This window comes from Micromonospora sp. NPDC049089, from assembly GCF_040648775.1.
In the GTDB taxonomy this organism is placed as follows: domain Bacteria; phylum Actinomycetota; class Actinomycetes; order Mycobacteriales; family Micromonosporaceae; genus Micromonospora.
Map to the genome: position 1 here is coordinate 1 of NZ_JBEZEH010000214.1, position 12,304 is coordinate 12,304.

A 12,304-nucleotide genomic window follows, 5' to 3' on the forward strand; every position below is an offset into this window, starting at 1 on the left:
CCGTACTGCGCGAGACCATAGCCGGTATCGCGGGATTCCAGGCGTCGACGCCGGGCCAGGAAGAACGCGACAGCGCCCAGCACGACCATCACACTTCCGACGCCGGTCATGGCCGGGACCGCGCCGCTGCCGGTAACCGGCAGGATGGGGTGCTTGCCGCCGCCACCAGGTCGACCGGGAGGTCCGGGAGGTCCGGACGGACCAGGTGCGCCGGGGCTACCGGGCGCTCCGGGACTACCAGGTGCTCCCGGGCTGCCGGGCGCTCCAGGCGCTCCGGGGCTGCCTGGTGCTCCCGGGCTGCCGGGCGCTCCAGGCGCTCCGGGGCTGCCTGGTGCTCCGGGGCTGCCGGGTGCTCCGGGGCTGCCTGGTGCTCCGGGACTGCCTGGTGCGCCGGGACTGCCGGGTGCTCCGGGACTGCCTGGTGCGCCAGGGCTGCCGGGCGGCCCGGACGGGCCGGGCGGACCGGTGGGCCCGGGTGGGCCGGTCGGTCCGGGTGGGCCCGTCGGCCCGGCGCAGATCGGTGCGGTGATGACGTTGGTGTCGAGCGTGACGGCGGCGGTGCGCGCCAGCGCGCGGCCCTGGAGGGTCGCGCCAGTGGTCATCGTGATCGCGGCCTGAGCCATGATGGTGCCCACGAACGTGGTGCCCGTGCCGATCGTCGCCGAGCTGCCGATCTTCCAGAACACGTTGCAGGCCGAAGCCCCGTTGATCAGGACGACGCTGCTGTTCGACGCCGTCGTCAGAGAGGAGTCGACCTGGAAGATGAACACGGCCGACGGGTCGCCCTGGCCGTTGAGCGTCAACGGCCCGGTCAGTTGGGCCGCCCCGATCCGGTAGACCCCGGCGTTGAGCGTGTTGCCGCCGAGTTCCGCCGGAAGGTTGGTGAACGGGGTTCGGCCGGCGGCGTCGTTGAAGGCGATGGTCAGATCGCTCTGGGCCTGGAGTGCGACAGCGTCACCGAGGTGCACCTCGCCGCCGATGGTTGCCGTTCCGAAGCCGGACGCGGTGTTTCCGGGGAACCGCCCGAGACTCTGGGCCAGGAAGCTGGGGCCGGTGTTTGTGGGCTCCGCTCCGGCCAGGACGGAAAAGTCAGCCGCCGTTCCGAGATTGACCGGTGCGTCCGCGGCGTTGGCGGCGGTCGAGCTGAAGAGCAGCAGGCTGGCTGCCACTGTGGCGGCTGCGCCTGCCGCGAGCGACGGCAGGACAACTCGCCGCCGTAGCCAATTCTTAGGTCTAGCTGTCACAGAACACCCTCCGTGGGTACTACTCGCAGGAGACGTCAGCGAGTGGCGTCCTGCGTGATACGGCCTGTATGGCGCCGATAAGCGCGCTGACCACCACATCACGTCAGGTGTTCAAATGAGAGCAAAACGGGACAATGCCCAAGTCGTAACTATCTGAATTGGATCGACCTTCGCGTTCGCGTTCTATCGCTGGACGACCGGGATCGGCCTGATCGCGCGGCCGAGGACGCAGGGGGAGGAGGGGCTGTTGCTGGTGGCCGGGAAACGGAACCTGCGCAGCTGCTGCACCTCGAAGCCGGCCGCGCCGATGGCGGCGACGGTGTCGCGGTTGGTGTGGCAGCCGGCGAACAGCTTCGGCCACAGCGTGGCGTCGAGGAGTCGTTGGGCGCGGTGCAGACCACCGGCACCCTCGGCGGCCACGTGCTCGAAGAACCGCACCTCGCCTCCGGGGCGCAGCACCCGGCTGATCTCGGCCAACGCGCTCGCCTGATCGGGCACGGTGCACAACACCAACGCGACCACCGCCGCGTCGAACTCGCCGTCCCCGGCGGGCAGCGCCTCGGCCAGACCGTCGACGACGGTCACCGGGACCGGCGCGGTCGACGCGGCGCGCTCGGCGGCGGCACGCAGACGTCGCTCCGGTTCGACCGCGTAGACCTGGGTCACCCCCGGCGGGTAGTGAGCGAACATCAGCCCGTTGCCCGCACCGATCTCGATCACCCGACCGGACAGGCCGGCGACCAGCTCCCGCCGGAACGCCGCAGTGCCGGCGCGGTCCATGGCGACGCTGAGTCGCTCGTACACCCGGGCGAACACCGGGTGGGACACCGTGGCCACGTCGACCTCCTGATCTCCGTCGAACTGTTCTCCGGCGATTGTCCCGCATCCGCGCACGCTTTCCGTCTTACTGGTTGGCAGCACGATCCAACCCAGTGCAGACAGGACGTGGTACGACCATGAAGATCGTCGTCATCGGGGGCAGCGGCCTCATCGGTTCCAAGCTCGTGGAGCGCCTCGGCGCCCAGGGCCACGAGGCGGTGCCGGCATCGCCGAAGACGGGCGTCAACACCCTGACCGGCGAAGGGGTGGCCGACGCGCTCACCGGCGCCGAGGTCGTCGTCGACGTGTCGAACTCGCCGTCGTTCGAGAACACCGCCGTACTGGAATTCTTCGAGACCTCGACCCGGACGCTCCTCGCCGCCGCGTCGGACGCCGGGGTGAACCACTACGTGGCGCTCTCCATCGTGGGGTGCGACCGGATCCCGGACAGCGGGTACATGCGCGCGAAGGTTGCCCAGGAGAAGCTCATCGTCGCGTCCGGCCTCCCGTACTCGGTGGTGCACGCCACCCAGTTCTTCGAGTTCCTCAAGGGCATCATCGACACCGCCACGGACGGCGACACCGTGCACCTCGCGCCGGTGCTCATTCAGCCGATGGCCGCTGACGACGTCGCTGCCGCGGTCGCCGAGGTCGCGCTCGGCGCGCCGACGAACTCCGTGGTCGAGGTCGCCGGCCCGGAGCAGTTCCGCCTCGACGAGCTGGGCCGAACCCTCCTCGCCGACCAGCAGGACCGTCGTTCGGTGGTGGCCGACCCCGACGCCCGGTACTTCGGCGCCAAGCTGGGCGAACGCTCGCTCGTCCCGGCCGACGGCGCCCGCCTCGCCGGCACCGCTCTGGACGACTGGCGTACCCGGGCGGGCCGGGGAAACTGAGCCGGCCCGCTACCCCGGCGTCCCGGGCGGGTCGCCCCGCCCACCGAGGCGCCGCACCAACTCCTGTACCGCCTCGATGAACGGCTCGTCGGACTCGCCCGGCCAGTGCCCGTGGATGGGTGGGGCGACGCTGTCTCCGGGGGGCGCCACCACGTCGACGGGATCACGCTGTCGGCGATCCACACTGGTAGCCGGGTCATCGGTGGTGGCCGGCGCGGGTGAGGTATTCGGGGAGAATATCCAGCCGCCGATCGGGTCGGTGTCGCGCCACAGGTTCACCCAGCGCCAATCCACCCGGCGGCCGATCTCGTGCAGTGCCGTGTCGTCGACGTAGGCGGGAAAGAGCCGCGCGTAGAGGCGGCGCAGCGGTGATCCGTGGGTGAGCAGGGCGACCCGGTCGCCGATCTGCGGCGGCAGTTGGAGCACCGTGGCGGCGAGCAGGACCGAGCCGTGGCTGTGCCCGGTGAGCAGCACCGCGTCGCCGCGTTCGACGAGGTAGGTGATCCGGCGGGCCAGTTCCGGCACGGCCCGCTCCGAGTAGCAGGGCGGTGAGAACGGGTGGGCGGCCCGGGGCCAGAAGGTGCCGAGGTCCCAGAGCACACCGATGTACCGGCGGTACGGCTCGGTCCGGTACGCGAAGATGCCCCCGATGATCAGGCCGAGGATGATGGCCGCGATCGTCCAGCTACCAACCGCGATGCCGAACGTGACCGCGTCGGCCGGCAGCCCCAGGGTCTGTTCGATGACGTCGCCCGGGAACTGCCCCAACAGGCCGACGGTGGTGGTGGCGGTGGCGAGCCCGGCGAGACAGCCGTAGAGCACGGCCAGCGGCACCAGCTTCTCGGTGAAACGAGCCCGGGCTATCGCGTCTCGGACCTGCCGTAGTCGGTGCCCTGCCTCGGGCGGCGGGTCCGGGAAGTCGCGTGCGACTATCGCCGCCCCGGCCCGGCGTCGCCCCCGGCGGGAGATCAGGACGACGAGGCCAGTGGCGATCACCGTGACCAGCAGGGCGCGGAAGAAGCCGAAGATGGCCCAGGTGTAGGCCCGGGGCGGACCGGAGGCGATGCCCTCGCCGGTCGACACGTCGCGGTCCAGGTAGTCCGCCACCCGGTAGACCAGTTCGGCGGAGTACGCCACCGCCATGCTGATCCCGGTGGCCGCGACCACGAGAGCGCCCAGCCCGAACAGCGGGGTGGCGCCGTGCTCCCGGCGCCGGTGCCAGAGCAGCACCACGCCCAGGGCGACCAACAGCGTCGTCTGGGACACGAACAGACCGGCCAGGGTCGGGTCGTAGCCGGGGAGCGCCCGCTCCTCCGGCCAGGGTTGCGGACTGGTCAGCACATGCGCCACGACGGCGACGGTCAGGAGGATGGCAGCGGTCCGGAGGGTACGGGTGACCCGGTCGAGCCGCTTGTCGCCGGGGGCCCTGTCCATGAGCGGCGGTGTGCAGAGCAGCGCCACGCAGCCGGTCAGGATCACCCCCGTCATCGCCGTCAGCGCGATCGTGGTTGCCGAAGCGTCACTCGCAGCGCGGGCCAGGAGCAGGGCGAGGTCCAGCGTCGCGAAGGCCGCCGTGACGTGGATGGCGCGCAACCGGCCCACCAACGGCTCGGCGTCCCACTGGCCGACGGTGCCGAGCCGAGGAGCGGAGGTGCCCTGATCGGGTTCGCGAAACGCCTCGAACGTCCGGCCCGGCCGGCAACTGACCCGCCAGATCAGGCCGATCGCGGCGGCCGGGACGAGCGCGAGCACCGCCAGCCGCAGTCCGACCGGCCGTCCGCCCAACCAGGACAACCAGCTGCGTCCGGCCAGACAGTCGGGGGAGGCCAGGCATTTCCAGCCGACGAGATCCAGGGCGACGCCGACGATGGCGAGCACGTACAACACGGTGAGCGTGAGCGCCAGCACCCGGCAGAGGGACTTGACCACCGCCTCGGAACGGGGGTTCGCCGGGCGCATCCAGATCGCGACGTTGACCAGCATGAAGGGGAGCAGGAAGACCACCGCCAGGGTGCGGGCCACGGTCCCGGAGGGCAGGTCACCCCAGCGGTACGCCTCAAGCGTCACCCCGTGCTCGCCGGTGCTCTCCGAGTACCGGGGGCGCGGCCGGTAGAACCCGCCACTGCGGTCACCGGCGACCTGCGCGGTCTGTTGCAGGTCCAGCACCTGCGCGGCGCTCGCGCCGGAGACTCCGTGCACCCGTAGTTCCACGACGTCACCGGAGTCGTCCGTGCCACTCAACCGCGTTGATCCATCCGACGTCCCCCCGAGGCGTCTCGCAGCCCTTGTCCGTGATCGGGCGCCGACGCCACGCGCCGGGTCGCCGGTGACGGCAGAGCCGGGTCTACCCCATCCGGACGCCCTCAATCTCAGCCGGCGGGGTGCTACCGCCCCGGCAGGGCCCGACCGGCGGTCACCGTCGGCTCGGGTGCGTCCGTCCGGGCGGTGTTCGCCAACTCGGTGCGGTAGGCGCGCGGCGAGAGGCCGGTGGTGCGCTTGAAGGCCACGCTCAACGCGCTCTCCGAGCCGTACCCGACGGCCTGGGCGATGGTGGCGACGGTGTCGGAGCTGCGCCGGATGCGGTCGGCCGCGAGCTCTATCCGCCACCCGGTCAGGTACTCCAGCGGGCCCACCCCGACGACCTTCTTGAAGCGGGCCGCCAGCGTCGACCGGGAGACGGTCGCCGCCCGGGCCACCTCGTCCACCGTCCACGGGTGCGCGGGTCGCTCGTGCATCGCGCGTAGCGCGGGAGCGACCACCGGGTCGGTGAGACCGGCCAGCCACCCGGAGCCGGGCTGATCGTCACGGGCCAGGTGCAGCCGAAGGATCCGGATCAGCAGGACGAGCGCCAGATGCTCGGCGACGAGGTGGGAGCCGAGTCGCGTCGATCGCAGTTCCGCGTCGATCTCGCCGAGGGCCCACTGGACGGTCCCGGCCTCCGGGGTGTCGGCGGGCACGTGGATGACCGGCGGAAGGTTGTCCAGCAGAAGGTTGCGTGCCCGCCCGCCAAGGGTGAAAGCGCCGCCGATGAGGAACACGTCGTCACCGTCGCCGGCGTGCGCCACACCGTCGGTGGCGGCGGCGAAGATGGGGTACGCGGGCTGGACCGGCACCTCGGGATCGCTGAAGAGGGTGTAGGCCGCCGGTCGGGTCAGCAGGAAGCAGTCGCCCGGACCGAGGTCGATCGGCTCGGCGTGGCCGTAGACCCGCAGCGAACATCGGCCCCGCCGGACGGCGTTGAACTTGACCCCGGCCGGGGGGTCGAAACCGACGGCCCAGCGTCCGCCTCCGATCAGACCGGCGGAGACGTGGCTCGTCGCGCCGAGCAGGGCCAGGACATCCTCCAGCGGATCCATCCCCACCTCATCTGGACGCTCACGAAAGTATGACGGACTCCAGACTATAGGCAGTCCGAACCGAGCGTTCGTAGCCTGGGTGTCATGACAGCGAATCCACGCCTCACCACCCCGTTCAACGCCCGCACCACGGCCGCCGAGGTCCTCCACGGTGTCGACCTCACCGGACGCCGGATGATCGTCACCGGGGGCGCGTCCGGCATCGGTGTGGAGACGGTGCGCGCGTTGGCCGGGGCCGGCGCCGAGGTCACCATCGCGACCCGGAATCCTCGGGCGGCCGACCGGCTCGCCGAGGAGTTCGCCACCGATGCCACGGTGGGCACGGTCCGGTCGTCCGCCCTCGATCTTTCCGACCTGGCGTCGGTCGACGCCTTCGTCGCAGCCTGGCAGGGCCCGCTCGACGTGCTGGTGGCCAACGCCGGAATCATGGCGATCCCGACCCGCCAGCTGACCGCCGTGGGCTGGGAACTCCAGCTCGCGACGAACCACCTCGGCCACTTCGCGCTGGCCCGAGGGCTGCACGACAGTCTGCGGGCCGCCGAGGCGGCACGGGTCGTGATGGTCAGCTCCGGTGCGCACCTTGCCGCGCCGTTCGACTTCGACGACCCGCAGTTCGAGCGGCGCCCGTACGACCCGTGGTCGGCCTACGGTCAGTCGAAGACCGCGGAGGTCCTGCTCGCTGTGGGAATCACCCGCCAGTGGGCGAGGGACGGGATCACCGCGAACGCCCTCAACCCCGGGTACATCTTCACCAACCTCCAGCGCCACATCGACGACGACACGATGCGGGCGATGGGCGCGATGGACGAGGCGGGCAACCTCATCGAGGCGGAGTACTACAAGAAGCCCGACCAGGGCGCGTCGACAACAGTGCTGCTCGCCGGCTCACCCCTGCTCGACGGGGTCGGCGGTCGGTACTTCGACGACAACCAGGAGGCCGAGGTCATTCCCGGTGGTCCCGACGCCACCGGCGGAGTCGCCGCCCACGCGTTGGACCCGGCCGCGGCCGACCGGCTCTGGGCGTACGCCGAGAAGACGCTCACCTCGCGCTGAGGGCGGCCGGGCCGTGCCGTGGCGAGGATTGAGCCGGTCGTGGCGGGGTAGGTGCCGCCATGGTCGCTGCCGGTCGGCGCGGAGCGGACGCGGGCCCCTCGACCGTCGTCCGGCTCCTGGACCGCGTGGTGGCCGCCTTACGCGAGCGGGTCCGCCGGGTACGGACCATCGGCGGCCTCGCCCTCCAGGCCGGCCTGGCCGCTGGGCTGTCCTGGTTCGTGGCGCACTCGCTGCTACAGGTGTCGCAGCCGGTCTTCGCGCCGATCTCCGCCGTCTCGACGCTCGCCGCGTCGGTCGGCCAGCGGTTGCGTCGCACCGTCGAGCTGATCATCGGGGTCACCGTCGGCGTGCTGATCGGCGACCTGCTCCTTTTGGTGATCGGCACCGGTTGGTGGCAGCTCGCCCTGATCGTCGTGCTGGCGATCGTCGTCGCGCTCTTCCTCGCGGGTAGCGCAGCGGTGGTGATCCAGGCGGGGGCGACGGCGGTGCTCATCGCCACGCTCAGCCCGGCCGTCCGGGATCTGGAGATCCCCCGGTTCGTGGACGCGCTCATCGGGGGAGGGGTGGCGCTGCTGGTCACCGCCGTGTTGCTGCCGCTGAACCCGCTGCGGGTGCTCAACCGGGCCGCGCGGCCGGCGTTGGATCTCCTGGCGACCCAGCTCGACGCCACGGCCGAGGCGCTGACCGAGCGGGATGCCGCTCGGGCCCGTGCCGCCCGGGGTGAGCTGCGGCAGAGCGCGGGCCGGTTGAAGGCGTTCGTCGAGGCGACCCAGGGCGCCCGGGAGGCGAGCACCCTGTCGCCGGTGTACTGGCATCAACGGCGCGGGCCGGTGGGCCGCTACGCGCAGGCCGCGGAGCCGATCGACCGGGCGATGCGCAACAGCGGCACCCTGATCCGACGATCGGTGACGCTCATCGAGGACGGCGAACCGGTACCGGAGTCGTTGCCGACGGCGGTGGCGGATCTCGCCGAGGCGGTCCGCCTGCTGAAGCGGCAGTTCGCCGCCGGCACCGAGCCGAACCGGGCTCGCGAGCAGGCGCTGCGGGCGGTCCGGACGGCCGGGCACGCCTATCGGGACGGTGTCGGCTTCTCCGGCGCGGTGGTGGTGGCACAGGTCCGGACGACCGTCAGTGACCTCCTGGTCGCCTCCGGGTTGCGCCAGGAGGACGCGAATCACCTGGTCCGGAGGCTTTTCGGCGACCTCTGAGACTTGGCTGACCCCCGGCGGGGCCAGTTGGTGGCATCTTGCTGAGCCATGCCTGTTGCACTCTGAGCCAGAGTGGTGCCATCATGGTGCCATGGAGCTGAGGTCATACGTCGAGAACCTGCGTAACGAGTTCGCCCTTGCCGCCGAGGGCGTGGACCCGGAGGCCCGGGCGTTGGCCGAACGACTCTTCGCGCAGTTGGAAGCGGCCACCCGTCTCACGCTGCTCGAAGCGCTGTCCGACGCGGCCGACGAGATCACCCGCGATCTCGCACCGGGCTCGGTGCACGTTCGCCTGCGCGGGCGCGAGCCCGACTTCGTGGTGGCACCCGCCAACCTGCCGGTCGAGACGGCGAGCGAGGCGAGCGGCCCGCCGCCGCTGTCGGTGCCGGTGTCCGCACCCGAGGGTGACGAGGGCGGCACCTCACGGATCAACCTGCGGCTGCCCGACCACCTGAAGGCCAGCGTCGAGGAGGCCGCCGGGCGCGCCGGGCTCAGCGTCAACGCCTGGTTGGTGCGCGCCGTCGCCGGTGCCGTCGGTGGGGGCGAGGCGGAGCGTCGTCCGCCCCGCCGTCCGGAGCCGCGCTTCGGCCAGCACTTCACCGGCTGGGCCCGCTAACCCCTCTCGTACCCCACCTCATCACGCCGCTGACCAGCGGCGACCTTCGCCGACCACCTTTCGGGAGACCACCATGCCTGTTTTCGACACACCAGAAGCGATTTTCGCCCGGATCGAGATCCCGGTCGGGGACGTCTGGATCGCGGCCAGCGACCGCACCGACACGGTGGTGACCGTGCGGCCCCGCGACCCGTCGAGCAAGGCCGACCTCAGTGCCGCGGAGCAGACCACAGTCGAGTACGCCGCCGGACAGCTGGTGGTCAGGGTGCCGAAGAGCTGGCGCCGCTACGGGTTCGGTGCCGGACCGTCGGTCGACGTCCTGATCGAGCTGCCGACCGGATCGGGCGTACAGGCAGACTCGTCGTGGGCGGCGTTCCGCTGCGAGGGTCGGCTCGGCGAGTGCCGCATCAAGACCGGTGGCAACATCCGGCTCGACGAGACCGGGCCGCTGGACATCGACTCCAGCCACGGCGAGGTCGCGGCCGAGCGCGTCCTCGGCTCCGCCCGGGTGAAGGTGTCGTCCGGCAAGGTGCGTCTCGGAGTCGTCGACGGCAGCGCCGAGATCAAGAACTCCTCCGGTGACTGCTGGATCGGTAGCGGTGGCGGCGCCGTCCGGATCAACACGGCCTACGGCGACGTCACAGTGGACACCGCACTGGCCTCGGTGACGGCCCGTACCGCCTACGGCAACCTCCGGCTGGGCGAGGTCGTCCGGGGAGTTGTCGAGTTGCAGACCTCCTACGGCGCCATCGAGGTCGGCATCCGTCGCGGGACGGCCGCCTGGCTGGACGTCAGTTCCAAGCACGGCCGTGTGCACAACGCGCTGGAGTCGACCGACAGCCCGGCGCAGACCGACGAGACGGTCGAGGTCCGGGCGAACACCTCCTTCGGCGACATCATGATCCGCCGCGCCTGACCCACCGCCCCGCCGACCACAAATGAGGAGACCATGACCAGTTCCATGAACCCCGCGATCGTCGCCACCGACCTGCGCAAGTCCTACGGCGACAAGGTCGTGCTGGACGGCATCGACCTGATGATCAGCGAGGGCACCATCTTCGCGTTGCTCGGTCCGAACGGCGCCGGCAAGACCACCACCGTGCAGATCCTCTCCACCCTGATCGACGCCGACGGCGGTAACGCCCGTGTCTTCGGCCACGACCTGACCCGGGAACCCGACGCGGTACGCGCGCTGATCGGCGTCACCGGCCAGTTCTCCGCCGTCGACAACCTGCTCACCGGTCGGGAGAACCTTACCCTGATGGCCGACCTGTGCCACCTGGACAGGGCCGTCGGTCGGCGGCGGATCGCCGACCTCCTCGACCAGTTCGACCTGACCGAGGCGGCGGGCAAGCCGGCGTCCACGTACTCCGGCGGCATGCGCCGCCGGCTCGACCTCGCGATGACCCTGGTCGGCGAGCCCCGCGTCATCTTCCTCGACGAGCCGACCACCGGCCTCGACCCGCGCAGCCGCCGGGCCATGTGGCACATCATCCGCGCACTCGCCGCCGAGGGCGTGACCATCCTGCTCACCACGCAGTACCTGGAGGAGGCCGACCAGCTCGCCGACCGGGTGGCGTTCCTCGACCACGGACGGCTGATCGCTGAGGGCACGCCGCGCGAGCTCAAGCGGCTCATCCCGGGCGGCCACGTCGTGTTGCAGTTCGCCGACCAGGAGGGGCTCGACTCGGCGGCCCGGACGTTCGCGGCCGCCACCCGCGACGACGCGGCGCTCACCCTTCAGGTGCCGAGTGACGGAGGGGTCGGGTCGTTGCGATCCCTGCTCGACCAGCTCGACCACGCCTCGATCAGTGTGGCGGGGCTCTCCGTGCACACCCCCGACCTCGACGACGTCTTCCTCACCCTCACCGGGCAGCCCGACACCCGGGCCAGCCGATCCGACAACGAAAGGGCTCCCGCGCGATGAGCACCCTCTCCCTCGCCGTCCGCGACTCGAGCACCATGCTGCGGCGAAACCTGCTGCACATGCGGCGGTACCCGTCGATGACGTTCCTGCTCATCGGCATCCCGATCATCATCCTGCTGCTCTTCGTCTACGTCTTCGGCGGCACGCTCGGCGCCGGTCTCGGCCCGTCCGGCGGCCGCTCCCAGTACGCCAACTACGTCACCCCCGGCATCCTGCTCATCACAGTGGTCAGCGCAGCGCAGGGCACCGCCATCTCGGTCGCGATGGATATGACCGAGGGGATCATCGCCCGGTTCCGCACGATGTCGATCTTCCGACCGTCGGTCCTGACGGGTCACGTACTGGGCAGCCTGGTGCAGACCATGCTCAGCCTCGCGGCCGTCACCGTCGTGGCGCTGCTGGTCGGGTTCCGGCCCAACGCCAACGCGGTCGAGTGGCTCGCGGCGGTCGGCGTACTCGCCATGATCACCTTCGCGCTGACCTGGCTGTCCGTCGCCCTCGGCCTGGTCAGTGACAGTGTCGAGACGGCGAGCAACCTGCCCATGCCGCTGATCCTCCTGCCGTTCCTCGGCAGCGGGTTCGTCCCCACCGACTCCATGCCGACCGCCGTGCGGCTGTTCGCGGACTACCAGCCCTTCACGCCCGTCATGGAGACCCTTCGCGGCCTGCTCCTGGGCACCGGGATCGGCGCCAACGGGATCATCGCTGTCGTCTGGTGCGCCGTCATCACAGTGGGTAGCTTCCTGTGGGCCAAGGCCCTGTACAACCGCAACCGGACGGCCTGATCCGACCAGCGCGTCCCGGTACCACCGCAGCGGAGAGCCGGCGGCTCGGCCCACAGGGGTCGGGCCGCCGACTCATGGCGTCGCGCGACCGGCGGCGCGAGTGGGATCCGGCGGCGGGTCGGCGGGTCGGCGGCGCGAGTGTGGGGTCGGGCGGCGGGTCGGCGGCGCGAGTGTGGGGTCGGGCGGCGGGTCGGCGGCGCGACTGCGTGCTCGACCTGGCGTTCGGAAGCACGCCGCCTCGCGCCCCACCCCGCTCCTGCCCACCCCGCTCCTGCCCACCCCGCCGCGGACTGCCCCGCCCGCGGATTGCCCCGCCGCCGTTGGCCGCCGGCCCAACGGCTAGCCAGGGACGAGGGCTGGAACCACACCCGCTAATCAGCCTGATGTCTGTGAGTCATCGTGA

11 protein-coding genes are annotated in these 12,304 nt (G+C 71.3%); 7 read left to right on the forward strand and 4 right to left on the reverse strand.

The genetic code is table 11. The features are described from left to right. A partial coding sequence (locus AB0B48_RS27945; protein ID WP_357206681.1) for an ice-binding family protein occupies window positions 1-1,244 on the reverse strand: 1,244 nt, incomplete at its 3' end. A 183-nt stretch (window positions 1,245-1,427) separates the two neighbouring features. Then, window positions 1,428-2,081 (reverse strand): methyltransferase domain-containing protein, encoded by a 654-nt coding sequence (locus AB0B48_RS27950; RefSeq protein WP_357206683.1) that lies wholly within the window; start codon window positions 2,079-2,081, stop codon window positions 1,428-1,430. Between the two features lie 95 nt (window positions 2,082-2,176). Between AB0B48_RS27950 and AB0B48_RS27955 the strand changes: the two genes are divergently transcribed. Further along, window positions 2,177-2,956, forward strand: a complete 780-nt coding sequence (locus AB0B48_RS27955) for an SDR family oxidoreductase (protein ID WP_357206685.1) — start codon at window positions 2,177-2,179, stop codon at window positions 2,954-2,956. Between the two features lie 9 nt (window positions 2,957-2,965). Here the strand turns inward: AB0B48_RS27955 and AB0B48_RS27960 are convergent, their stop codons facing one another. Next, window positions 2,966-5,197: a hypothetical protein gene (locus AB0B48_RS27960; RefSeq protein WP_357206687.1), complete on the reverse strand. Its 2,232-nt coding sequence runs from the start codon at window positions 5,195-5,197 to the stop codon at window positions 2,966-2,968. A gap of 143 nt (window positions 5,198-5,340) precedes the next feature. After that, window positions 5,341-6,312, reverse strand: a complete 972-nt coding sequence (locus AB0B48_RS27965; protein ID WP_357206689.1) for an AraC family transcriptional regulator — start codon at window positions 6,310-6,312, stop codon at window positions 5,341-5,343. Between the two features lie 84 nt (window positions 6,313-6,396). Here AB0B48_RS27965 and AB0B48_RS27970 point away from each other — a divergent pair, with 84 nt between their 5' ends. The 6 genes from AB0B48_RS27970 (at window position 6,397) to AB0B48_RS27995 (ending at window position 11,901) form a co-directional block, all read left to right on the forward strand. Next, on the forward strand, window positions 6,397-7,365 hold the full coding sequence (locus AB0B48_RS27970; RefSeq protein WP_357206690.1) for an SDR family NAD(P)-dependent oxidoreductase: 969 nt from the start codon (window positions 6,397-6,399) through the stop codon (window positions 7,363-7,365). 59 nt (window positions 7,366-7,424) lie between these two features. Continuing rightward, on the forward strand, window positions 7,425-8,573 hold the full coding sequence (locus tag AB0B48_RS27975; RefSeq protein WP_357206692.1) for an FUSC family protein: 1,149 nt from the start codon (window positions 7,425-7,427) through the stop codon (window positions 8,571-8,573). Between the two features lie 91 nt (window positions 8,574-8,664). Then, window positions 8,665-9,189: a hypothetical protein gene (locus AB0B48_RS27980; protein WP_357206694.1), complete on the forward strand. Its 525-nt coding sequence runs from the start codon at window positions 8,665-8,667 to the stop codon at window positions 9,187-9,189. A gap of 73 nt (window positions 9,190-9,262) precedes the next feature. After that, window positions 9,263-10,105, forward strand: coding sequence for a DUF4097 family beta strand repeat-containing protein (locus tag AB0B48_RS27985; RefSeq protein WP_357206696.1), 843 nt, complete (start codon window positions 9,263-9,265; stop codon window positions 10,103-10,105). A gap of 33 nt (window positions 10,106-10,138) precedes the next feature. Beyond that, the gene (locus AB0B48_RS27990) at window positions 10,139-11,116 is read left to right on the forward strand and encodes an ATP-binding cassette domain-containing protein (protein WP_357206698.1); all 978 of its coding nucleotides are present in this window, start codon (window positions 10,139-10,141) and stop codon (window positions 11,114-11,116) included. Further along, window positions 11,113-11,901 (forward strand): ABC transporter permease, encoded by a 789-nt coding sequence (locus AB0B48_RS27995; RefSeq protein ID WP_357206700.1) that lies wholly within the window; start codon window positions 11,113-11,115, stop codon window positions 11,899-11,901. The genes AB0B48_RS27990 and AB0B48_RS27995 overlap by 4 nt, the downstream gene beginning before the upstream one ends. The last annotated feature ends 403 nt before the right edge of the window (window positions 11,902-12,304 follow it).

Bases quoted from the DNA above. Each gene is read 5' to 3' on its own strand.
- AB0B48_RS27995 (WP_357206700.1), top strand. From the start codon at position 11,113: ATGAGCACCCTCTCCCTCGCCGTCCGCGACTCGAGCACCATGCTGCGG.
- AB0B48_RS27975 (WP_357206692.1), top strand. From the start codon at position 7,425: ATGGTCGCTGCCGGTCGGCGCGGAGCGGACGCGGGCCCCTCGACCGTC.
- AB0B48_RS27970 (WP_357206690.1), top strand. From the start codon at position 6,397: ATGACAGCGAATCCACGCCTCACCACCCCGTTCAACGCCCGCACCACG.
- AB0B48_RS27965 (WP_357206689.1), bottom strand. From the start codon at position 6,312: ATGGATCCGCTGGAGGATGTCCTGGCCCTGCTCGGCGCGACGAGCCAC.
- AB0B48_RS27990 (WP_357206698.1), top strand. From the start codon at position 10,139: ATGACCAGTTCCATGAACCCCGCGATCGTCGCCACCGACCTGCGCAAG.
- AB0B48_RS27980 (WP_357206694.1), top strand. From the start codon at position 8,665: ATGGAGCTGAGGTCATACGTCGAGAACCTGCGTAACGAGTTCGCCCTT.
- AB0B48_RS27985 (WP_357206696.1), top strand. From the start codon at position 9,263: ATGCCTGTTTTCGACACACCAGAAGCGATTTTCGCCCGGATCGAGATC.